This is a genomic window from Richelia sinica FACHB-800 (assembly GCF_014698825.1).
Taxonomy (GTDB): domain Bacteria; phylum Cyanobacteriota; class Cyanobacteriia; order Cyanobacteriales; family Nostocaceae; genus FACHB-800.
The window spans coordinates 18,341-42,028 of record NZ_JACJTT010000011.1 but is presented as its reverse complement, the minus strand read 5'-3'; the positions used below and the strand labels follow the sequence as shown (position 1 = coordinate 42,028).

At 37.4% G+C, this 23,688-nt stretch carries 20 protein-coding genes; 14 read left to right on the top strand and 6 right to left on the bottom strand.

The window, feature by feature from the left end; all coding sequences use genetic code 11:
- Window positions 1-9 precede the first annotated feature (9 nt).
- From H6G73_RS10600 to H6G73_RS10570, 7 genes are all read left to right on the top strand, one after another.
- Entirely contained in the window at window positions 10-213 is a 204-nt protein-coding gene (locus H6G73_RS10600; RefSeq protein ID WP_190604120.1) for a hypothetical protein, read from the top strand.
- Between the two features lie 133 nt (window positions 214-346).
- Window positions 347-544 carry a hypothetical protein gene (locus tag H6G73_RS10595; protein WP_190604118.1) on the top strand — a complete coding sequence of 66 codons (198 nt, stop codon included), beginning with the start codon at window positions 347-349 and terminating at the stop codon, window positions 542-544.
- A 181-nt stretch (window positions 545-725) separates the two neighbouring features.
- A complete protein-coding gene (locus H6G73_RS10590; protein ID WP_190604116.1) occupies window positions 726-1,886 on the top strand; it encodes a phosphotransferase family protein in 1,161 nt (386 codons plus the stop codon).
- A 26-nt stretch (window positions 1,887-1,912) separates the two neighbouring features.
- Entirely contained in the window at window positions 1,913-3,025 is a 1,113-nt protein-coding gene (locus tag H6G73_RS10585; RefSeq protein ID WP_190604114.1) for a T3SS effector HopA1 family protein, read from the top strand.
- Window positions 3,026-3,616: 591 nt separating this feature from the next.
- A complete protein-coding gene (locus H6G73_RS10580; RefSeq protein WP_190604112.1) occupies window positions 3,617-3,829 on the top strand; it encodes a hypothetical protein in 213 nt (70 codons plus the stop codon).
- A gap of 66 nt (window positions 3,830-3,895) precedes the next feature.
- On the top strand, window positions 3,896-4,087 hold the full coding sequence (locus tag H6G73_RS10575; protein ID WP_190604110.1) for a hypothetical protein: 192 nt from the start codon (window positions 3,896-3,898) through the stop codon (window positions 4,085-4,087).
- 136 nt (window positions 4,088-4,223) lie between these two features.
- The gene (locus H6G73_RS10570) at window positions 4,224-4,478 is read left to right on the top strand and encodes a hypothetical protein (RefSeq protein ID WP_190604108.1); all 255 of its coding nucleotides are present in this window, start codon (window positions 4,224-4,226) and stop codon (window positions 4,476-4,478) included.
- Window positions 4,479-4,609: 131 nt separating this feature from the next.
- Here H6G73_RS10570 and H6G73_RS10565 read toward each other — a convergent pair whose 3' ends face one another.
- The 4 genes from H6G73_RS10565 to H6G73_RS10550 form a co-directional block, all read right to left on the bottom strand.
- Window positions 4,610-5,350, bottom strand: coding sequence for a peptidylprolyl isomerase (locus H6G73_RS10565; RefSeq protein WP_190604106.1), 741 nt, complete (start codon window positions 5,348-5,350; stop codon window positions 4,610-4,612).
- A 92-nt stretch (window positions 5,351-5,442) separates the two neighbouring features.
- Entirely contained in the window at window positions 5,443-6,981 is a 1,539-nt protein-coding gene (locus H6G73_RS10560) for an HlyD family efflux transporter periplasmic adaptor subunit (RefSeq protein WP_190604104.1), read from the bottom strand.
- A gap of 173 nt (window positions 6,982-7,154) precedes the next feature.
- On the bottom strand, window positions 7,155-9,869 hold the full coding sequence (locus H6G73_RS10555) for a peptidase domain-containing ABC transporter (RefSeq protein ID WP_190604102.1): 2,715 nt from the start codon (window positions 9,867-9,869) through the stop codon (window positions 7,155-7,157).
- Window positions 9,790-10,494 carry a helix-turn-helix domain-containing protein gene (locus H6G73_RS10550; protein WP_190604100.1) on the bottom strand — a complete coding sequence of 235 codons (705 nt, stop codon included), beginning with the start codon at window positions 10,492-10,494 and terminating at the stop codon, window positions 9,790-9,792. Before H6G73_RS10550 ends, H6G73_RS10555 begins: the two co-directional genes overlap by 80 nt.
- A 486-nt stretch (window positions 10,495-10,980) precedes the next feature.
- Between H6G73_RS10550 and H6G73_RS10545 the strand changes: the two genes are divergently transcribed.
- On the top strand, window positions 10,981-11,235 hold the full coding sequence (locus tag H6G73_RS10545) for a hypothetical protein (RefSeq protein ID WP_190604098.1): 255 nt from the start codon (window positions 10,981-10,983) through the stop codon (window positions 11,233-11,235).
- Between the two features lie 29 nt (window positions 11,236-11,264).
- Here H6G73_RS10545 and H6G73_RS10540 read toward each other — a convergent pair whose 3' ends face one another.
- Entirely contained in the window at window positions 11,265-13,205 is a 1,941-nt protein-coding gene (locus H6G73_RS10540) for a heavy metal translocating P-type ATPase (protein ID WP_190604096.1), read from the bottom strand.
- 106 nt (window positions 13,206-13,311) lie between these two features.
- Between H6G73_RS10540 and H6G73_RS10535 the strand changes: the two genes are divergently transcribed.
- From H6G73_RS10535 to H6G73_RS10515, 5 genes are all read left to right on the top strand, one after another.
- Complete coding sequence (locus H6G73_RS10535) at window positions 13,312-14,856, top strand: hypothetical protein (RefSeq protein WP_190604094.1); 1,545 nt, start codon at window positions 13,312-13,314, stop codon at window positions 14,854-14,856.
- Between the two features lie 48 nt (window positions 14,857-14,904).
- Window positions 14,905-16,026 carry a precorrin-8X methylmutase gene (locus H6G73_RS10530; protein WP_190604091.1) on the top strand — a complete coding sequence of 374 codons (1,122 nt, stop codon included), beginning with the start codon at window positions 14,905-14,907 and terminating at the stop codon, window positions 16,024-16,026.
- Between the two features lie 412 nt (window positions 16,027-16,438).
- Window positions 16,439-19,321, top strand: a complete 2,883-nt coding sequence (locus H6G73_RS10525; protein ID WP_190604090.1) for a substrate-binding domain-containing protein — start codon at window positions 16,439-16,441, stop codon at window positions 19,319-19,321.
- Window positions 19,322-19,611: 290 nt separating this feature from the next.
- Window positions 19,612-20,193: a hypothetical protein gene (locus H6G73_RS10520; RefSeq protein ID WP_190604088.1), complete on the top strand. Its 582-nt coding sequence runs from the start codon at window positions 19,612-19,614 to the stop codon at window positions 20,191-20,193.
- A gap of 178 nt (window positions 20,194-20,371) precedes the next feature.
- Window positions 20,372-21,151: a hypothetical protein gene (locus H6G73_RS10515; protein WP_190604086.1), complete on the top strand. Its 780-nt coding sequence runs from the start codon at window positions 20,372-20,374 to the stop codon at window positions 21,149-21,151.
- A gap of 532 nt (window positions 21,152-21,683) precedes the next feature.
- Here the strand turns inward: H6G73_RS10515 and H6G73_RS10510 are convergent.
- Window positions 21,684-21,998, bottom strand: a complete 315-nt coding sequence (locus tag H6G73_RS10510) for a helix-turn-helix transcriptional regulator (RefSeq protein ID WP_190604253.1) — start codon at window positions 21,996-21,998, stop codon at window positions 21,684-21,686.
- 126 nt (window positions 21,999-22,124) lie between these two features.
- On the opposite strand from H6G73_RS10510, the gene H6G73_RS10505 reads away from it, so the two are divergent.
- Entirely contained in the window at window positions 22,125-23,663 is a 1,539-nt protein-coding gene (locus tag H6G73_RS10505; protein ID WP_190604084.1) for an RNA-directed DNA polymerase, read from the top strand.
- Window positions 23,664-23,688: the final 25 nt, after the last annotated feature.

The following is a 23,688-nucleotide window of genomic DNA, read 5'->3' as shown; positions in this document are numbered from 1 at the left end:
CAACTAATTATGAACAAAATTGACATTGATGCTATGGCTATAGAAAATACTAATCAATTGGAAGAATCTCAAAGCAATTTGGAAAGTCTACCACCTTTATTACCTCGTTTAGCTTGGGATAGTCAGATAACTTATTTACGCAATATTTTTAGAGCAAAGAAAGCTTTAGACCGAATTGAAAAAGAAGCTGGTATTGTCAGAATTTACAACTGATTGGATAAATAAAACAGGTGATAGGAAACGGTGGCAAGTGTTTTATTAACCTAACTAGCTATCAACCTGTAATATCTTGACAAATGCGGTAATTTTCATTGCAAACAATCAACAAACTAAAAACGAATATACTATGTCTAACCTGAAAATTTCTGATTTAAGTCCTGTTGGCTGTCAATTTTTTCAAGACTCTGAAAGCTTTCTGCTCAATTTGCAAGAAGACGAGTTATATATGACTCATGGGGGGATTTTAATTACCGCAACTATTAGTGTCATTAAAGTTCCTGTTTCGGAAGATATTTTTGCACCATCTATTTCTTTCATTATGTGACTGTACTTTATATCTCAAAATTGGCAGATATTTTACTGCCAATTTTCACTATAATTCAATACGAGAAATATATATTGAATCTAAAATAATTATGTCCCAATAAAGATAACTTAAAGAGTTGCTTTTTGTAAGTAATGAATGCCAATATATAATTTAGCAAAAAAAAGATTAATTTGTACTTATGTCATTAGTTTTAAATTCTCAAAACGCTTTTGATTATTTGGTCACACATAATTTATTGAATACCTCTAAACAATCTCTTCAGCATATAGAAACACTGGCAGCTAAGAATTTTAATCTATTACTAACTTTTGCAGATGGTAATAAGTTGTTAGTTAAGCAAGAACGAAACAATCAGGAAGGAAAAGCAACTGGTGAATTTTTAAGTGAGTGGCGAATTCAAGAGTTTTTACAAACATTTCCTGAATTTGATCAATATCGCTTGTTATTACCAGAGGTATTACATTTTGATCGGCAAAACTTTATTATCGTTTCTCGATATTTGGATGATTACCAGGATTTAATGGATTTCTACACTAAGGAACAAAACTTTCCTGTAGAAGTTGCTACGCAAATTGGTACTTTTATAGCCAGTATTCATCGTGATACTTTCAATCATCAAGGATATAAAGATTTCTTTACTGCAAATACTGAGCATGTAGTTCCTGATCAAATATCACGTATGATTCAGGGCTTAGAACGGGTTGAACCAGAAATTTTTGGCTTAGTACCTGATGATGGATTAAAGTTTTTTGCGCTATATCAACGTTATGATAGCTTGGGACAAGCGATCGCACAACTAGGTCAATCAGTTACTCCCTCTTGTCTCACCCACAAAGACTTGAAGCTCAATAATATCCTTCTATACAAAGATTGGCAGCATTCTCATCATCATATTATCCGGGTAATAGACTGGGAACGTTCTGCTTGGGGAGATCCAGCTTTTGATTTAGGGACTCTTATCGGTAGCTATGTGCAAATTTGGTTAAGTAGCTTAGTGATTAGTAACTCTCTGGGTATTGAGGAATCTCTACGTTTAGCAATTACACCTTTAGAACTAATTCAACCTTCCATTGGTGCATTAACTTTAGCTTATTTAAAGACTTTTCCCGAAATTTTAGAACACCATCCTGATTTCTTACATAAATCAGTGCAATTTGCTGGTTTTGCTTTGATTCAACAAATTCACTCCATGATTCAATATCAAAAATCTTTTGGTAATACAGGAATTGCTATGCTTCAGGTTGCAAAGACATTGTTATGTCGTCCTGAACAGTCAATGCCAACAATTTTTGGTCATAATGCGGCTGAATTAAGTAGCTTTAAATCTACTATTCTTTAATTAATTTTCATCACTAATCAATTATCATGCAATTATTAGATAGCCATCCCCAACAATGGAAAAATACTGTAGAGAGTCAGTTACTAGATGTACTGCAAGATATCGTTCATAAAATTGAAATTCATGCCGATTTTTCTATTCATCATGCAGATTATCAATCACTAAAACTACCACCTGAAGTAGTAGAAAGGTTTCAAAAAATGCCTCTCCAGATGCAGCAGAAATATATGAGTTTGCAACTGCGAAGTTTTCTTTATGGCATCTATTACAACGGTTCAATGCGAAGTGCATTAGCACTAGATAACTCAGAACATATTTTTCCCATAGATTTGGAAAATAACACTGTTTTAGGTGTAGATGTCAGTTTTTATGAGCGATTACATGAAAGTAATTATGGAGAAGGCTATTTTGACCTTGGTTGGTCTGTAATTAGAGAAGAAGCTGAGGATATTTTAGTAGTCACTAAAGGTGGATTAAAGCTACATATTCAACGGGAAAAACATCTTAAACCTGTTGAAAGAAGTGCTTTAGTAGGTGATTTAGTGGCTATTCGTTTGCCTAAAAACCGCGTCCAGAATGGTTTTTATATGGCAGTGAGCAATCTTGGTTTTGGTTATCTGGCAGTAAATGGAAAACAACCTGTAACTGTGCGAATATATTTCAATTTAACTCCTGAAGGTTCTGTAGCGGTAATGAAAAACTTGACGCAGCACCTGAATGACCTAGAAATTCCTTTCTGCTTTAAAGTTTTGTATAACCCCAAAGAATACAGACGAACTGATTCAGGAGTTTTGTATTTTGACCAAAGAGATTATACAAGAATCAGGGAAATATTACAGGTTATATATGAGAAAAACCAGTCGTATTTTCAGCCAGACATTCCCTTGTTTACTAAGCGTCTTGCACCAGGATTAGGATTGGCTGAAGAACCCAATCAGAAGTTTGCTGAAAAGGAAAGTTTTGGCATGAATCGCTGTCAAATAGTTGCTAATGGATTATTAACAGCTTGGTATAAAGGTGAAGAATCTCCAGAAAAACGAATGCAAGCTATTTATGAGCAGTTTAATCTGTTAAGAATTGACTTGAAACATATTTACTTAAATCCTGAATCAGAAGATATTTACCAGTCCTTAAACTAATGCTATTAACTGTTCTCATTCTATAGTCTTTTTGTCATCCAGAAATTAAAGAATTAGGACTTAGGCAAGATTAACGTATTTTGGTCATTAGACCGGAAGCAATCTCAAATCAATCTATGCGTAAGTCATGAAAATATATTATGAATATACCTACTTTCACTTTATGAAAAGGTAGGTATTTTTTATTTGCAACATTAATTGTATGGGTTGAAAATAGTGAAAATAATCTAATACTTAAGTCCTTTTTTATAAAAAATAAATCAATGTATAAATGAAATACAATTATATGTATCACCTTGGGCAACCATTTGCTTAACCACTATCAAAAACTAAATCTCCTATATTTCACAAGTTCCTTCTTTTTTTTAAATAATGGACACAAATTTATACCTAAAGCCCTAAAAAAGCTATTTTTAATATTAATAAAAAAGGGCTATAAATATATTTATTTGTGTTCAGTTATTTAATTGTATTCCCTAGTCGAATTAATTTAGATATGACAGAATAATTATAGAAAAAAGAAATTCATAACCTCGAATTTCACGGTTATACTACTCACTCAAAATTACTTAAAACTATCAGGAGAAAAAAATGGCTTCTATCGCAATTCATGATCTACGTCCTGCTGGTGCAGATTTATTTGTTGGTACTGAAAACTTCATGAATGATTTAGTTGATGATCAACTCAACACAGTTAACGGTGGACTTTCACCTGTAGCTATTTGGGGTGTTGCAATCGCATCTGAATATGTAATTGGTGCCTTTGCTGTAGGCGTTGGTGCTGGTATCTATACAGCATGGTAATAGATTATAAATCATTGCTGCAAGATTTTTGTTGTTGACATATATCCTTTAATTCAGGAGTAAATCATGGCTTCAATCCGCATTGAACAATTAAGTGTAGGTTTTGACCTCATTGCTGACACAGAAACATATTTGGATGAAATAACTGATACCGATTTGGATTTAACTAAAGGTGGACTAACTCCAGTTATGACTACTCTCATAGCTTTCTCCGCTGGTTATGGAGTAGGTAAAGCAATCAGTGAAATTATCCACTAAATCCTAACATAATCATCACAGATTATTTAATGCAGAAAAACACTCAATAAGTGATAACAGGAGCAATGGTAGTTTCAGTTTGAGGGAGAAATTACTATTAGCTCCTGCTTCTCCTATGAATAACATGAGTAACACTATGATCAATCATCGCTGGAATCCTATAGATATCACAATTCCCTTATTTATAGTTATGGGAATTACACAAATACTGCTTGGTAACTATGTTGCTGCTGGTATATGGTTAATAATTGCTTTAGGGCAATTTTTAGTGCCAAGAGTCGGAGTTGCTAATTTAAATCAATGGGAACGCCCTGAAGTATTATTTGTATGGTTTATGGTGGCATTATTCACTGGTTTAGTAGTCTATCAAATTTATACAGATTTGCTCTAATCATCTAGAGGAATTCTAAACTATTAGACAATATTTAATAATAATCCTAATCATTAATAGAGAAATCATTCCATAAATTAATTTATGGAATGATTTTTTGTTTTTATTTTGTAACAACGTTAGTCATTCAGTTAATAATTTAAAGTTAATAAACCAGCTAAACAATGAGTTTTTTCTTTGAGCCAGATAGAAAATAATTGTGTGAGTATTTGAGTACGGATATTTTCATTTAACTGCGGCTGAATAATTTCTTCTACGAAAATAATATGTACTCCTGAACATGTGATAATTGGCTTGATAAGTTGGGGAGGAGTAGCAGTAAACACAGCAGCAGAAATTTCTGGCTTTAATTCTCTACGGCTTACTGTTCCTAAATATCCTCCTTTTCTCCGTAACTCTTTATCTTCGATATATTCGTGAGCTACATCAAAAAAACTCATCTCGCCTTCTTTAATAGCATAAAAAAGTTCTAGTGCCAAGTCTTCATCATTGATAATAACCTCATACATGACTACACCAGCGTAATCAAGTTGATTTTCAAAAAAATATGGTTCAACTTGGTCAGCGAATAGATGACTTACTAATTTACTAGAAATAAGATTAGTGTAGACAATTTCTTCAAAATTATCTAAAGACAAACTATGTTTATTCAACCACTTCCAAGTATCATCAGCACTATTAAGTTGGTAGCTTAGTCGTATTTTATCTGCTGCTTTTTGTAGTTCGTCTGTTTCTATTTTGATTCCAGCTTCTTCAGCAGCAGCCATAATTACCTTACGAGTCACGATTTGCTCAACTATTTCTGGGATTTTACAAGAAAACTGAACTTGCTGAAAAATATCTTCTTTAGTAATGGTGATAGCTTGTGACATGAGATTATCCTTTAATTAATCAACAAACCTAAATTATTAGAGTGAAATAGGGATAGTTGTCATTTTTTATGACTGACTTTTAAATACTTTCACTATAATTTCACTCCGCTTTTTTGCAATTTCTTGAATGGATCAATTAGAAAATCAATAATGCGACGTTGACGCACGATTACCTCTGCTGTTGCTGTATCTCCAGGATGTAAATAAATACATTTATTTGGGGTGGGAATACAATTTTGTTTGAGTGCAATTTCCAAATTGTAAGCAGCAACTTTACCAGTTGGTGTATCTATTTCTGTGGTAGTAGGTGAAATTTTAATTAATTCCCCAGCAACTATGCCATAATCCTGAAAAGGGTAAGCATCAAATTTTATCTTCACTGGTAATCCTAATCGTAAAAATCCACTTTCACTAGTTGCCATTTGTGCTCTAATGATTAAAGGAGAATTTAAGGGTGCAATCTCGGCTACCATTGTTCCTGTTTGGACAACAGATCCAGCTTTTTGAATTGGTAACTGAAACAATGTACCGCTCGCTGTAGCCTTTATTTCTCTTTGCCCCAATTGAAATTTTAATGATTCAATTTGGCTTTTGCTTTGAGCAATTTCTGATTGTAGAGAAGTAATTTCTGTATCTAAGTTTTTCTGTTGTTCTTGAATTCTCAACACAGCTAATTGACCTGAACGTACCAAGCTTTGATATCCTCTTTGCTGTTCTTTAAGTCGCAATTTAGCCTGTTCAATATCTGCCTTAGATTGACGAATATTTCTTTCATAACTACTGAGTTGTTCCGCTAAACGTAAACTAGCTTGTTTTACATCTGATTTACTTTGTTCATATAATTGTTGTTTATCCTTAGCTATGTTTTGCTTTTCTACAACATTGATTTCGGGAACAACTCCTTCTTGATTTAATTTGGTGTATCTTTGTAGTTCTCGTTGGGTACTGGCTAAACTACTTCCTACTAATTTACTAGCGGTACGATTATGTTCTAAGGTTTGTTGTGCTTGATTGACTTGAGATAATCTTTCTTCTTTCTGTAATTCATAGGCATTAATCAATGCTGTGATATTTTGTTGTGCTTGGTCTACTTGAGCCTGTTTTTCTAATTGTTGAGATTGATTTTGTTGCTGTTGAGTTGCTAAGGATACGACCAGTTGGTTTTTAGAAGAATTTAGTTGAGATAGTCGGTTTAATTGTCCTTCTAACTTATCTTGTACTTGATTTAATTCCGACTTCACTAATTCTGATTCTAATACCAATAAAGTTTGTCCTTCTTTAACTGCATCACCTTCTTTCACTTGAATTGCAGCAACAGTACCTGAAACAGCAGCATCTAGTTTAATTGTTTTATCTTTTGGTTCAACTCTGCCTCTCGCAGTACCAGTTTCATCTACTTTAGATAGTATTGCCCAAGGTAAAACGATAGATACAAATATCACCATAAAGTATAGTAATCCTCTCGTCCACACCTGAGGTAAACTATCCAGAGATTCTTTAGTGATATCAGACCAATCATCCCTACTGACTATCTTTACTGCTTCTTCTAATACTTTCAGTGCGGAATTTTTGTGTTCAGATACGTTCTCTATTGGCAGACTTTTAACTCGTTCCTGAAGTACATCTGTCATTTTTCCCTCGATATTCATTTTTGGTAAAGTTTTATTTGTGGGTAATTTTTTGCTTATTATCTCAATTACCCATGTTTGTGATTGCACAAAAAACGTTGGTGTAGCGTGCCGTATTCATACTTTCAAGTATGTAAACTAAACTAATTTAAGGGATATTTGACATAAGCACTGATTTATTCTAATTTTTGTAATTGCTGTTGGTTAAGATAGAAATAATGCCCACGTTTTGACATTAATTCTTCGTGATTACCCCGCTCAATTAATACCCCTCGGTCTAAGACTAAAATTAAATCTGCGTTTCTAACTGTGGATAAACGATGGGCAATAACTAAAGTGGTTCTTCCTTTCAAAATGGTGTTTAAATTCTGCTGAATGATTCTTTCTGATTCAGGATCTAAATGGGAAGTTGCTTCATCTAAAATTAACAGTCGAGGATTACCTAATAAGGCCCTAGCAATAGCTATTCTCTGTCTTTGTCCACCAGATAATAAACCTCCACCTTCACCAATTTGGGTTTCATATCCCATGGGTAATTTTTTAATGAATTCGTCAGCACCTGCTAGTTGTGCTGCTTCAATTATTTCTATCAAAGGTACACCAGGATGTCCTAAACTGATATTTTCTCGAATTGTGCCTCCAAATAAAAATGTATCTTGGTCAACTACTCCCACCTGCTGACGCAAGGAACGTAAGGAAATGCTAGTAATATCTTGTCCATCAATTAACACCTTCCCATCTGTAGGTGGATATAAGCCAAGGACTAATTTAGAAATGGTGGTTTTCCCTGAACCACTACGTCCGACAAGTGCTACCATTTGCCCTGGTTTAATTTCAAAGCTTAGATTTTCCAGGATATTAATATCACTTTCTGGATGATAGCGAAAGGTGACGTTATCAAAGCGGATGTTTCCTTTGAGTTGGGGCAAATTTTGTCTTGGTTGATGCTGTAAGTCTTCTTCTGGTTCTGTATCTAATACATCATTAATACGTTCTACGGCAATGACTACTTCTTGCAATTGGTTCCATAAAACTATCAACCTTTGAAAAGGGGTAATAATGTTACCTAGTAACATATTAAATGCTACTAATTGACCAATAGTTAACTGATTTTGAATTACTAAGTATGCTCCAAACCATAATAAGGCAGTGGTGGTAATTGATTGGATTAAGTTACTAAAAATTTGCAGCCGATTGCTGATAATTTGCCCAGAGAAGTTAGTTTTTATTTCTTTATTTAATAACTCTTCCCAATGCCAACGAACTGTTTGTTCTACTGCTGTGGCTTTGACGGTTCGCAAACCAGTAAGGGCTTCAATTAGGTAACTACTCTCTTGGGCAACAGCATTAAATATCTCTCTCGATATCCTTTGTAAAAAAGGTGTGGTGATGAGTGCTAATAGAGCAAAAGGTGGAACTATTACTAAGGCTAGTAAGGCCATTTTCCAGCTATACCAAAACATTAATCCTACATAGATAAAAACTGTAAATAAATCTAAGAAAATTGATGATGCTTCACCGGAAAGAAAACGTTGAATTTTGCGATTTTCTTGGACACGAGAGACAATATCCCCCACATAGCGGGATTCAAAAAAGCTTAATGGTAGTCGAAAAGTATGACGAATAAAGCCGACAATTAGTGCTAAATCGATGCGATTGGCCATGTGGTCTAGCAAATATTGTCGTAAGCCCATCATGGCTACACGAAATACGCTAAATAATAACAATCCTATGCCCACTGCTGTTAAGGTGAGTTCGGAACGCTGCACTACTACACGGTCTAAGATGAGTTGGGTAAATAGGGGGGTAATGAGTCCAAATATTTGGATAAAGATAGAAGCAATAAATACTTCTAAAACTATCAAAGAATGTGGTTTTATTAGTTCAAAGAATTGCCAAAAAGGTGTGGAAGTTTCTTGAGCTTCCTTGAGGGTAGCTGTTGGTTGTAATAGTAATGTATAACCAGTCCAATCAGCTTTAAATTCTGTGTGGGTGAGGGTGCGTTGACCGATCGCAGGATCAGCGACAATGACGTGCTGGGAGGTGATTTCATAGACGACGATGTAATGTTTACCTTCCCAGTGAGCGATCGCTGGTAGTTTTTGTTTAGCTAACTGATTCAGACTAGCTTTCACTGGTCTGGTGGCAAAACCCAAGCTTTCTGCTGCTGTTAACAAACCCCGCAAAGATGCACCATTACGGTCTACATTGGCTACATCTCGTAAACGATTGACACTAAACCGTTTACCCCAATACCGAGACACCATCACTAGGCAAGCTGCACCGCAATCAGAAGCACTCTGTTGGGCAAAAAAAGGATAGCGTCGGATGACGTGCTGCCATAAATGCCTGACTCGTTGAGTTGGACTAGGAAAATAGGCTTTGCTAATTTTTGGTTCTGATTTGGGAGAGTATGAAACTTCCGGTTGTGAGTTGATATTCTCTACTACTTCTGGGGTAGGAGTTGAGTTTACTAAGCGACTATTTAATTGTTGTGCTTGCTGCCATAAATGGGTTTTAATTTGCGGGTATGTAGCCATTAATGGCAATAAAATTGTACTTGGAATAAAGCAAAGTTGTAAATTGACACTTGCTCTTGCTCCATAGGTTTGAAAATCAGATTGTGGAAATAGAGTAAACTCTCCAAATGATTCTCCAGCTTCGAGAGTGGCAATTAGTTCACCTGCTGCATCTAGCAATCTGGCTTTACCTGCAATGACAATGTAGATGCCTGGTTCAGTATCATTTCCTTGCCAAAATTTGCCGACTTTAGGATTTTTGTGTTTAAATTGGGGAAGATATTGGTTAAACTCAGCCGAAGAGAGGGAGTAGCCTAAAGTCTGGTTGATTTGCTCTAGAGATACCAAATGAGCGGATAGATTGTGCACCATATATATCTGAATCTTTACCTAGTTTTGTAAAACTGATAGATATAAACTCGGAATTATCCGATTCATTGACGTTTTTGAGGTCATGAATGGCAATTTTGGCTTCCTGAGCAGAGGTAATATTGTTGTTTGGTTGAAGATTGGGTTTTTGAACTGTGGATAACCCTAGTTGTTTGAGTAACCTTTTGATATGGCGATCGCTAATTTCAATGCCAAATTCCCTAGCTAAATGTTTTTGTAGCCAGCTAGTTGTCCACCGTCGAAATGAATAGCCATGGTCTCTAGGACTACTATGCAAAAGTTCTTGTAATCGCTCTAAATATTGCTCATTTACTACTTTAGGACGACCAATAGGACAATCTTGCCATTGATGGGCCATCCCCATCCGCGCTATGTGCATCCAGTGTCTGACTGTTGCTGCACAACATCCTAGAAGTTGACAAATTTCTGTTTGTGATTTCCCTTCATCTGCCAATAACATAATTTCAATTCTTTGGCGATAGGATTCAGGGTAATCTTCTTGTAAATTTTTAAGCAAAAGCTTACGTTGAAAAGGTGTTAAAAATCTACCGTTCACCGTTAAATTACTGTCTTTTTGAATCTCAACTTCTGATTGATAGTAGGACATAATGCACTGATTAATACTTGACAGTGGTAGAAACTAAAATCACTAAAACTTTTGACATTTCCTTTTTTTTACATAAAACTTTACAAAATCTTTACATTATTCGGTTAAGTAGGCCATACGTACCTACGTACAAATATGAAATTCTGATTGACAAGAGTCTGTACAACATTAAATTTGCCTACTTTCTATTCTTTATGTGCAAGGCAAATGAAATATGCAAAACATTCTGCACCCATCAAAAATTGACCTTGATGATTTGTGATCTCCCAAATCAATCAGGTTAGCTAAATTTGACGATATCGCGATTTATCACGTCTTAAATTACAGCGATTAAGCTGATTGTAATTTGCTATTTCATATCCATTGACAACCATATGGGCATTACTATGATTTCTGTCTCTGGATTTATGAATTTTTTATAAAAAATGCTTATAGTTATATGCCTGGGTGGTGACTCACCTGAGTTAATAAGTGAGGTCTAAGGCAATGTTATCGAAAATAATCAATCATCCATCATTGGTGGATTTATCTGTGCAGGAACAGGAGAATTTAAGCGGTGGACAGGTGAATCCTATTTCCAACCGTACAAATCCTCCTATATCCTCTATGCCTCCGGGTTATACCATGGTAGTCCCAGATATGATTGTTTCTATTCCTCCCAAGATGCCAGATATGACGGGTGGTGGTATGGCTATTCCCGTTGAAAGTGGTTCATCGAAAGAGTCTAATTTTGACGATTAATTACAGCTGGAAGATGAAAATTGATTTTCTCATCTTTTCAACAAACGTAAGCCACTGAGGGTGACGAGGACTGTAGAACCTTCATGACCAATGACACCGATGGGAAGGTTGATGTTACCAAGAAAGTTATTAATTAAGAGTAAGACGATAAAGGTAAGAGCGATCGCGATATTCTGTTTGACTATGGTATGCGATCGCTTGCCTAATTCTATCGCCACAGAAATTTTTTCTAGCTTATCAGCCATTAAGACTATATCTGCCGTTTCTAAAGCCACATCGCTACCAGCACCACCCATGGCAATACCCACGGAAGCTTGGGCTAAGGCTGGGGCATCATTAATACCATCTCCCACCATTGCCACCGTTTGATACTTTTGCTGGAGAGTGCGAATTACTTCTAGTTTGTCTTCTGGTAATAACTGTGCATAAACTTGGTCAATACCTACTGCTTTGGCCACACTTTGGGCTGTCCTGTGGTTATCTCCGGTTAACATAACGATTTCTGCCATTCCCAACTTTCGCAACCGTTGAATAGTTGCAGTTGCTTCTTCCCGCACTTCATCGGCAATGGCAATAATCCCAATACAATTGATAGTTGGCTGATTAACTGCTTCTTCCCATCTCCCTTGTGCTACCCACACCACAGTTTTTCCTGCTTCTTCCCAGGTCTGTGCGGTTTTTTGTAATTGGGTGGGTAAATGATTGACATTGGCTTGGATAAAGGCTGCATTACCAACAAACACCTTTTCTGCTTTCACTATCCCCATAATTCCCTGGCCAGGAATAGCTTGCACCTCCACTGCCCTTGTCCATTGTAAATCAGCAGCAGCTTGGACAATAGCTTGACCAATGGGGTGTTCAGAATTTGATTCTACTGCGGCAGCGACTGTTAAAACATCGTTTTCAGTCCATGAGTCAGCTGCCATGACTTGGGAGACTTTCACCTGTCCTGTGGTGAGTGTACCAGTTTTATCAAAAGCGATCGCTCTCACTTTGCCAATCATCTCTAATTGAGCGCCATTTTTAAACAAAATCCCTTGTTTTGCCCCATTCGCAATACCAGAAAGTAAAGTAGGCATAATAGCCGCCATTAGGGCACAGGGAGAAGCCACCACTAAAAAAGTTAATGCCCTGTAAATAGTAGTTTCCCAATCCCAGCCCCAAACAAACGGCGGTAAAATTGCAAATAATATCCCAGCAATGACAATTACCTTGGCATAGCCCCGTTCAAATTTTTCAATAAATTCCTGAGAAGGTGGTGCTTCCGTTTGTGCCTGTTCTACTAACTTAATCACCCTTTGAATTAAGCTACTCTCCGCAGGTTTGTGTAATTTCAATGTCAATGCCCCATAACCATTGAGACTACCTGCAAAAACTTCCTCTCCCACAGTCTTTTCTACAGGTAAAGATTCACCCGTAATAGCAGCTTGGTTCAGGGTACTGTAACCAGCAACAATTATCCCATCCGTAGGAATTAACTCCCCTGGCTTTACCACTATCTCATCTCCCATCTGCAAATGAGAGATAGGAATCATTTCTTCCTTTCCTTCCCGCAGCACCCTAGCTGTATCTGCGGTCAAATTCATCAAGCTACGAATACTACGTTCAGTGCGACGCATAGCGTAACCTTCCAGCGCACCGCTAATCGCAAAGATGAGAATTAAAATAGCACCATCAATAATTAGATTGTATTCCTGTTTCCATAAACCCAAACTAGCAGCGCCTACAGCCGCCACAATCATCAATAAATCTACATCTAGTTCTTTTTCTTTCAATAGAGTCGTTAGCCCTTCACGGGCGCTTTCATAGCCACCAATGACATAAGCGGCTGGTAAAAGTAGCAGTGCAAAGCCCAACCAGCCCAGATGTAAAGCCAACCAACCCAGAAATAGGAGGAAAGCACAAAGGATAGCGGCTACCGTATCTGTATGTTCTTGAGTGAATTGTTGAAAACGTTGGGGATAAATCATGAGAGTTGCATCAAGATATCTATCCTCACCCTAAACCTTGACATTGATGTTAAAGTCAAGACTGAGTAATTGAAGTTACCGATTGAAAAATACTCTGCTAGAAATAATGCTCATCAAAAAATTTATTCATCCTATTTCCAAATTACCGCTCAATTCTCCTTGGTTGATGATGCTGATTTTTGCATTTATCGGTTTAATGGGAATTCTTAACCATGCCATGTGGCGAGATGAATTAAACCCTTGGTTGATTGCTAAAGATAGTCAGTCTTTTAGTGATTTAATTAGCAATATTCGCTATGAAGGTCATCCGGTTCTCTGGTATTTCTGCCTTGCATTTGTCAATAAAATTGCTGATACTCCGATAATGATGCAACTATTGCATTTGAGTATCACAACTACTGCGGTGGCGATTTTTTGGTTATGTAGTCCATTTAATCATCTACAAAAATTATTATTCACCTTTGGCTACTTTCCTTTTTATGAATATCTATTGATTTCTCGTAACTATGCTTTTAGTTTTTTATTTGTTTTTGCTTTTTGTGCTATTTTCCCCTTCCGAAAGCGTAATTATTGGCAGTTAGCAGTTTTATTGGGTTTACTTGCCAACAGTAGTGCTTACGCCTTATTTGTGTCATTGGCGTTATGTACGACTTTGGTGATCGAACTATGTTTTGATAGCGAACATCGCCACCAATATTTTAATCAAAGTAATAAATATGATTTGTTCATCAGCAGTATAATTATTATCTTTGCCTTTGGTTTAGCTATTAATATTATGACTCCTCCCGCTGATAGCTACTTGCATGGAGGTTTAAAAGGATGGTTCACGGAATTTGATTTTCGGCATTTGTTGAGGAGTTTTGGCAGATTATTTGGGGGCTATTTTTTAATTATTCCCACCCATAAAAGGTGGCTAGATTTAATTCTTTGTGCTGGTATATCCATATTTGTTTTCGGTTTGACTGGATTAAAGTTACGTAAAAAACCGATTCCACTGTTTTTCTATACTCTAGGCACGGGGATTATCTTGGCTTTTACCTATTTGAGATTTTTAGGTAACCCCCGCCACTATGGACATTTTTATTTAGTTTTGTTAGCAGCTTTATGGCTGGCTAGTTATTATCCCGATTCTGAGTCGGTAATTAACAGAATACCGTTTCTAAAACAGAGGTCATGGAAGTTTGTAGACAAATGGCATTACATAGCTTTGATGCTAATTTTTTATGTGCAACTATTGGGGGGTATTGGTAATTTTGGCAGAGATTTATTCATTCCATTTTCAGCCAGTAAAGCTACTGCAAATTACATCCAAGAATCGCGATTAGAAAAGGAATTTATTGTTGCTAGCCGCGATGCTAATATGGCTGCTTTATCTGGCTATTTGCATCGCAAATTCTACTATCCAGAATTGCAAAATCTGGGCAGTTTTACTATTTTCGGTAAAGGTCGTAAAAGTGTAGACAAAGGAGAGGCATTAAGACAAGTTAGTGAAATGCTAAATCATGGAGAAGCTAACAAAAAAATCCTGCTCATTCTCCATGAAAAATTACAGTCAAATTACCAAGGTTTGCAGATAAATCCTGTGAAAAGTTTTGAAAAAGCCTGGGTAGATACGGAGCGATTTTATCTCTATTGGGTACAAAAAGAATAGAAAATAGCTCAAAAATCTCATTTAGCGACAAAATACCACGATTTACAAATGAAACCGAGTTTAACGATTAAGGAATTGACGGCAGCGGTAGGAGGTGGAATTACACCAAGGATGGTGAGACATTATCATCAATTGGGACTGTTACCACCACCAAAGCGATCGCCTAGTAATTATCGTCTCTATACCCAGCAAGATGTCATCCGCTTGCAAAAAATCGTTGCACTTAAACAGCAAGGGTTTCAACTCAACCATATTCGCCATATTTTGGCAGTGGAATTGGCCGCAGACACCAATGAAACCCTGATGACCCAATTACAACAGCAATATCGGTCTGTGATGCAGCAAATTTCCCAACTGCGGCAAACGGCAACGGCTTTAGAAGGGTTGTTGGGACGGGATCAAGATTGTCAAATTATGCAAAGTTCTGTTTTAGCCCAACTCAAGTTACTGGAAGTGGATACTCAAGCTGGGTTGGGAGAACTCAATCAACTTTGGGGAAAACTAGATGCCCAAGTACACAATCATTCAGAAGTTTTCCCGGAAGCATTACAACGGTTATTACCTGATTTATCGGCAAGGTCAGAAATTGAACAACATTTAATTTCTCAGTTGGTGTTAGCTTGCGGTGATGTGAGTTTAGTTTCCTTTCTCCGGTTGAGTAATAGAGCGATCGCTGTAATTCGGGAAGCATTAAAATCAGGTTGTGAGATTATCGTTGATATTCCTACCGTTGCCGCAGCTTTAGACCATACGCGCTTAGTCCATTTAGGCTGTAAAGTCACCACATTAATTGATAATCCCCATATTTCCAATGTAGCGGAGGCAGAACAAGCCTTTTGCCAACATCAGGAATGGCAAACAAAGTTACTGCAAATTTCTCCTGGCGCTGTGGTAGTCATTGGTTATGCACCTTCCGTACTTTTACAAACCTGCGCTGCTATTACCCACCAAAAAATTCAGCCAGCATTGGTAATTGGGATGCCCATTGGCTTTAGTCACGCCCCAGCAGCTAAACGCCAACTCATGGAACAACAAGTATCTTTTATTACAATTGAAGGGACTTTAGGTGGTGGTTTGTTAGCAGCTACAGCCTTGAATGCCTTGGTTGAGTCCTTGATTGACAAACCACATTGTCATTGTTACCTGCAAAACTCATTAGCTGGCAAGTAGAGGCATATTTCCCTTGTCTCTTTTTTTCACCCATCATATCCATGGTACTGGGTCTGGTATCGATGGGCATGTGTCCACCGTTGAGACAATTGCCACTTATTGCATCATTAGCTTACCCTAGAAGAGCAAATTAATACGGACAAGGTATGAATCAAAAAAAACTAATTCAATTGATGAAAGTCTCTCTATGTCTAGAACTAGCTAATTGGTGGTAAATAATTTCAAAAAAAGCCACACTTTACGGATATTACTGGCATACTAGATAAATTACACCAACCTATATATGTATAGAAGTAACCTAAGTTACTAAAAATCACAAAACACAGGTTAGATAATTAGCCGGTTTTTGAATGGCAATAACATCTTGAGTAATGATTTGCGTTTGTTTTCTTTGACATAAACTAAGGGGCATATGTGGCAACAAGAGAAAAAAGAGAGTGCGATCGCTAGTCTAGCTTTATGGTTAGCTCTAGCTACCAGTCCAATTACTGCTAATCTTCTGGTAGTGGAACCGACACTGGCTCAATCGAAAGAAGCTGCTAATTTTCCCCTACCCGCTAGTGTAGAAAATGGCACCATAGTTAAGTTAGAAGGTTCTGCTAGCTGGGCAGCAATTAACCAAAGTCTCAAGGAGAACTTTGAAAAAGAATTTTCCAAAGCGAAAGTGGATGTTGGTGTCAACAACACCGCAGATGCCCTCAAAGCTGTATTAGATGGCAAAATTGATATTGCAGCGATCGCTCGTCCACTCACAGCAGAAGAAAAAGCCCAAGGTTTAGAGCAAATCCGCATCAAACGAGAGAAAATAGCCATCATTGTTGGTACTAATAATCCCTTCAAAGACAGCTTAACCGCTGAACAATTCGCAAAAATATTCCGAGGTGAAATTACTGACTGGTCAGAATTGGGACGCACATCTGGCAAAATTCGCTTCCTTGACCGTCCAGCTACCAGTGATACACGTAATGCCTTACGGGACTATCCTGTTTTTCAAGACAAGGAATTTACTGCTGGTGCCAATGCTATTCAATTGCCAGAAGATAACACTAGCCAAATTATCAAACAATTAGGCGAAGATGGCATTAGCTATGTATTAGCCCATCAAGTATCCAAGCTACAGGAAGTTAGAGTCCTAGCAGTTAATAACTTCTTACCAAATAATTCTCAATATCCCTTTTCCCAACCACTGGTTTACGTTTACAGAAAAAATCCCAGTCCGGGAATCATGGCTTTTATTGGCTTTACCTTAGCTGAACCAGGGGAAAAAAGCATTGCAGCAGCTAAGAGTGCAGAGGCTTCAGCGATCGCTATTAGTTTACTGCAAAGTTTTACCACACCCACTACCGCTAGCGTCACTTCTGCCACCCAAACTCCTGCCAAGAATAATAATTTCACTAACGCATCACAATTTATTACCTCTTTGCGAAATAATTCTTGGCTGAATGAAAACCCATCTGTATTAGCAGTATTTCCTTTATTTTTAATTGCTGGTGTGGGTGGATTTTTACCTTGGTGGTTATTCGGGAGAAAGAAAGCAAAATTAGAACAAATTGATACTGAAATACAAGCAAATATCAATCAGCCCAACTTAGAAACAAATCCACCTGGTAGTGATGCTGACACAATCATTTCTGCTGTGAACAACGGCAATAGAACTAATGGCACATCTCATTTAAGTCAGGGAGGCAATGTTGCTGTCCTCATTCCCCAAGAAACTGATTCTGAGGTGGAAACCAATGGTCATGATCCATCGGCTGATACTAATGAAATGGTCTGGGATATAGAAGCACCTGTAGCTGTTGTCAAAAGTCCCTTTCCCCAAATTCCCAATATTCCCAAACCATCCAAAGAAACTGCTCCTAACACCTTAGCTGAATCGCCCAATACACCACCACAATCAGCTAATAATCATCAAGATTTAAATGCTTTGGCAGAATTTTTGGGTGTATCTACAGAAGGGATCGACACTGAAGATAAGGATAAATCCGCCACTTCTTTATCAGAATTATTGAATTTATCAGATGAAGAAACAGCCGCAGAATCTCCAAATTCTTTATCGGAATTATTGAACTTACCAGAGGAAGAAATCACAGAAGAATCCACAGAAGATACCGAAGAACCTACAACATCTTTATCTCAATTGTTAGGTTTACCGGCTGAAGAAAACAACGAAGAACCTACAACATCTTTATCTCAATTGCTAGGCTTGCAACCGGAAGAAACCACAGAAGAACTTCCCCCTTCCCTTTCCGAATTAATTGGGTTGCAAGCTAATAAAAACCAGCAAAAAGATAATGTAAATATCCCAGAACCAGTTACCGACCAAGCAGAAGTCAACATCCTTGACACCGTTTCGGTAGTTGAAGCAGCAACTAAATCCCCATCTGAGGAAACACCCCCACCAGAACCAATTGCAGTTACAGCTGAAGACCTGATCCTCCCGGAAACACTGCCAGTCGTCACAGAAGAAGAAGAAGAAGAAGAAATTAACCCAATATCTACTCCTCCTCTAGAAATATCTTCTCCACAACTTGAGTCAAAAGAGGATTTAGAGGCAAATAGCAATGAATTGCCGCAAACAGTCCTAGAAGAAATATCACCAGCATTAGCGGCCATTTCTCTCATCCCAGAAACTGAGTCAGAAGTGCCTATCATCCCAGATGCAGTTGTTTCTGCTGAAGTAAATAGTCCTGAAGTTGAAGACATTCCAACTGAAGCGACACAAGTAATTGAGTTATTACCTGTCAGTGGTGATAGCAGCATTGTCTTTACACCCCGCACTCCTAATTGGGCTTACGTTTCTTGGTATGTTGCCGAACCGGAAAAACAACCATCTATCAGCTTGGTCGTGCGCTTGTATGACGTAACTGGTCTAGATTTAAGCTACCAAAGCCCCAAACTCGTACAACAGTATGAATGTGAAGAGGGAACACACGATCGCTATGTGGCTATTCCTGTAGGCGATCGCGATTACATCACCGAATTAGGTTATGTTACACCGAATAACACCTGGTTGCCAATCGCCCGTTCTGGCACTATTCGTGTTTTCCGTCGTCCTAGCAACGATTTATGGCTGATCACAGATACAGAAATCATCATTCATGGTGCTACACAACCAGGAGCAAAAGTATCTATTGATGGTCAAAATGTCCAGTTAGATGCCAATGGTAAATTCCAGTTTACTGTGCCCTTCATTCAAAATACAGTGGATTATTTACTAACAGCAACTACCGCTAATGGTGAACAAAGTAAGACTGTGTTGAAAAAGTTTTCTCAAGAAAGTTCAGAAAAATAATGAGTGACTTGTATAGCAGGTGACAGGTGACAGGTGACAGGTGACAGGTAAACCAGCGCAGTCATGGGGTTTGCCCCCATAAGCGACTGGTAAACCTGGAAAGGATGACAGTGCTAAAAGGCTTTTAGTATCTAAGTTTTATTTGTTGGCAATGTCCTAATACCAAATCGAAAAATTTTGGCAACAGATGATTACCCCACCTGAGCTAGCGCGCACCCTCCCCGCTTGCTCTGAGGGTTGGGGAGGGGTTTACTCAATTTGTTGGTTACTTATCAATTCAATAATTAATCATGCTGGAAAAATTAAATTATAGAAGTAGCAAAATCTTTTACCTACTATCAGCTTTCTGTATAGTTGCTAATATTAACAGTTATCACTCCACTGCTATAGCTAATACTACACAACAATCATTAGTTATTGTCAAACGTCATCAACATCAATCGTCCCAGGTAAATCGAGTTTTTCGGAAAATTTTACCTGAATTAAAAAAGAAAAGTAAAATCAGAGTTTTATTACCTCAGTATATTCCCGCAGCAGACGAAAACAATGCTGTGTATGCCATTCTGGAAAATATCAGTCAAAACAAGTATGAAATTCTACTGGGATTTACACCTGATTGCACTGGGGGAACAGCTTGTCGTTTAGGTATGATTACAGGCGAAATTATTACACCCAAAACAGCAGCTTTACCAGGAAAACCAATATCTCTAGGCAAAGGTATCACAGCTTATTTTGTTGATTTTCAGTGTGGTGCTAATTGTTCAGATGCCACTCTAACTTGGAGACAGAAAGGAGTTCAGTATACTGTAGGGTTGAAAGCAGGCGATCGCAATTCCTTAATAAAAATGGCTAAGTCTGTAATTACACTGTAGCTGAAATAACATGGTTGCTGGATAATTCTATTGGCTACACGGCAATAAAACTTAACCTATCTCATGTGTAAATATTATTTGCATTTGCTGCAATAAGTTCCAGAGCATTCCTCTGTGAAATTGCTTAAAAAATGTAGCCTATGAAATTAAATTACGGGAAAGTACAGTCGATTGAATTATGAAAACATATCCACTTACAAAGCTTCTGACCTTTCCATCCTTATCTGCATTTTTAGGAGCTAATTTAGCACTCACCCCCATCACTTTACCTGCTGCTGCTCAAACTACTCCTGTCTCTTCTGTTGGTAATGGAGTCACATTCACTTGCAATGATACAGAAGCAACTATTAGAGCTAAAAATGGACCGAGAGTCACATTCGGTACTACCTCCATCTACATTGGTTACCAACAAGTATCATCAAGTAACAAAGACCCTCGGATTATTCGCTTTGACAGCGGTGTAAGAAAATGGTGTCGTAGCGATTATGAAAACACTGGTGATGATGGTACAGGTTACGGGTTAATTTGGAATGGCAGTACCGCTTCCACTGGTGTTTTATATGGTATTTTTTCTTCTACAGGTACACAAATTGGCCCAAACTTTACCCGCTTTACATCTGGACGGTGGTTACCTGGCTATGGTACTGGTGGAGGCCCAAAAGTAGCAATTATTGCCAGAATTGATCCCACCAATGGCAATATACAGTATGCCACTTATCTTTCTGCTAGAAAAACCAGTGATGGTAAGACTAACAGCCTAGCAGTGAAAGGTTTATCTTGGAATGGTACGACTTTAACGGTTCAGGCAGATTCTTTTTTTAGTCCCCGTCGTGTTGATACCAGTTCGATGATCTGCACAGGTTCGTCACCTTTTAAATACACAATAGTCTTCACTGGTGATTTAACCAAGGCTAACTCTGCTCAAGTTACTAAGACTACAACCAATAGCTGTCAGTGAGTTGTCTATACCCTCATTCCTGATTTCGCTCATATTTCGATATTAGTAGGAGGGGAGAGGAGTTTTTGTGAATTTCCAATCCCCAATTTCCACCTTTTTGAGTGCCCAAACAAATTATATATAGCAGGTGACACTATGGCTAAAGCCACGCTCCGCGAACGACTGCGCGGTTAAGGGTAGGGAATTGGTGAAATTTTGTTAGTGGATGCTATAGAAAGGGTGTTCGATGCCTCTAGACAGGTTGCTTCTTTAGCTGTAATAGCAGAAGCTTTAGACGAGCAGGTGGTAAATTTCTATATAAAGTATGGTTTTCGGCAATTTAAGGAAAATCCGATTAAACTCTATCTTCCTATGCAATCAGTTGAAGAACCTGTTCAGAACTGAGATGAGGGATAGAGCGATGCTCCTTTATCAGTCGTCCAAAACGCAGAACTAGAAGCGATCGCTTCTCTGATTTTCTCATCAAAGTTTGAATATAGCGATCTGTATTTTGACTACAGAAACGCAACTCTACAGATTGCCATGATTTCTTTTACTTCACACCAGCAATAACCTGGCCAATATCTTGAGGAGTTGCACCAGTAGCTAATATTGCCCGAATCAACAATTCAATTGAAACTGAAGCATCGCCATTTTCAGCTTTAGCAATTCGAGGTTGGCTGGAGCTAATTCTAGCTGCAAGTTCACTTTGAGTCATTAATTTTTGGCGACGTTCTTTCAAGTTGTTACTAAGAGCCAGTTTAATTTCCACAAAGGCACTTTCTTCTGGTGTTAACTCCAAAAAATCTTCAACTGTGCCAATTTTCCAGTCTTTATTTTCTAATCGTTCTCGCTTTGCCTGATCCATCATATTACTCCTTTTGATGAGTTAAAAAAATATAAACTTTTTCCCAGGTAGTGTTGTTAGCCAATTACGATTTTTATACCTTTCTTGTAGATATAAACCAACTTATACAATAAAAATAATCATATTATGTCTTTAACCAGCGATTCAGTTCATTGGGCAATTAAGTTTGTACAAAATCATGCTGATGGAGATTTATTTCCAAAAATTTTAGAGTTTGAGGCCATTAATGCAATAGCAGATGAATTTGTAAAGCTTGTTGAAGGTAAAGATTTATCATTATTTCCGCCAGGGTCTTGTCGTCGCTTTATCGTTCCCAAAGATGAAATAGCATATCGCCAGGCGACACAATTAGATCCTCAAGATTCAATTATTCTTACAGCATTAATTTATCAATATGGACAGGGGATTGAAAATAGGAGATTGCCAAAAACAAGAGTTTTTAGCTATAGATTTCAACCAGATGCTAACTTAGGGCTGTATGCAAGCCAAACTGCATGGAATGACTTTTGGCAATCAGCTTATCAGGAAAGCAAAAAATTTAATACTATTTTATATTGTGATATCGCTGATTTTTATAACCAAATCTATCACCATACTATTGAAAATCAGTTAATTGCATCGGGATTTCCCAATCAAACTATCAAATGGATAATTTCTCTATTAGAGTCAACCACTGTAGGAGTATCTAGAGGTGTGCCGATAGGCCCTCATGCTATCCATTTAATAGCTGAAAGTACAATGATTCCAATTGATAATAGCCTATTCGCAAGTGGAATAAATTTTATGCGATTTGCAGATGATATAGTAATTTTCTGTAATTCTCCTAGTTCTGCAAGACGGGCATTAGCATCTATAGCTTCAACCCTTGATAAGCAGCAAAGGCTAATGCTTCAAAGGCATAAAACTAAGTTTTATGATACCGATCAATTTGGTAACTTATGCAGAAGTATGGTTGAAGATAGACCAATTAGTGATGAAGAGGATCAAGTTTTAAAAATTATAAAAAAATATTCACATGGAAATCCCTATGCCATAGTTTATTATAACGCCATCTCTGAAGAAGATTGGAGGAAAATATCTGGGGATACAATCAGCAGCATTATTAGAGAATACATAGAAGAAAGTGAAATAGACTATATTCGTCTTCGATGGTTCTATAGACGCTTAACGCAGATAGGTCATCCTGGTGCTATTGATATTTCACTTGATAACATTGCAAACTTAACTCCGTGTTTTGCTAATATATGTACTTACCTAGCTTCAGTTCAATCTGTAGAACAGGAACAGTGGGTACAAATTGGAGAGAAATTACTATATTTGTTAGAGTCTAACGAAGTACAAGGTAATGAATATTTTCGATTATCCATTTTAAGCCTGTTTACTAAAAATCAACATATAAATCATTTTTCAAATTTGGCTAGGCAATATACTTCTAGTGAACCATTCGCTAGAAGGGAAATACTATTATCTGCAAAACAAAATTTAGCTTTTGATTGGCTTAGAGAATATAAAGAGAGCTACCAAACAATGGATTCTTGGCAAAAAACTGCATATATCTATGGTTTTTCAGGATTTCCAAAAGATGAAAAGATGTATTTTTTAAATAGATTAAATCTTAGTAGGCCTTTTGATGCTGTCCTAGCAAAATGGGCAAAAAAGGCTTAGGATTAGACCTCTTGCAAAAGTCCAA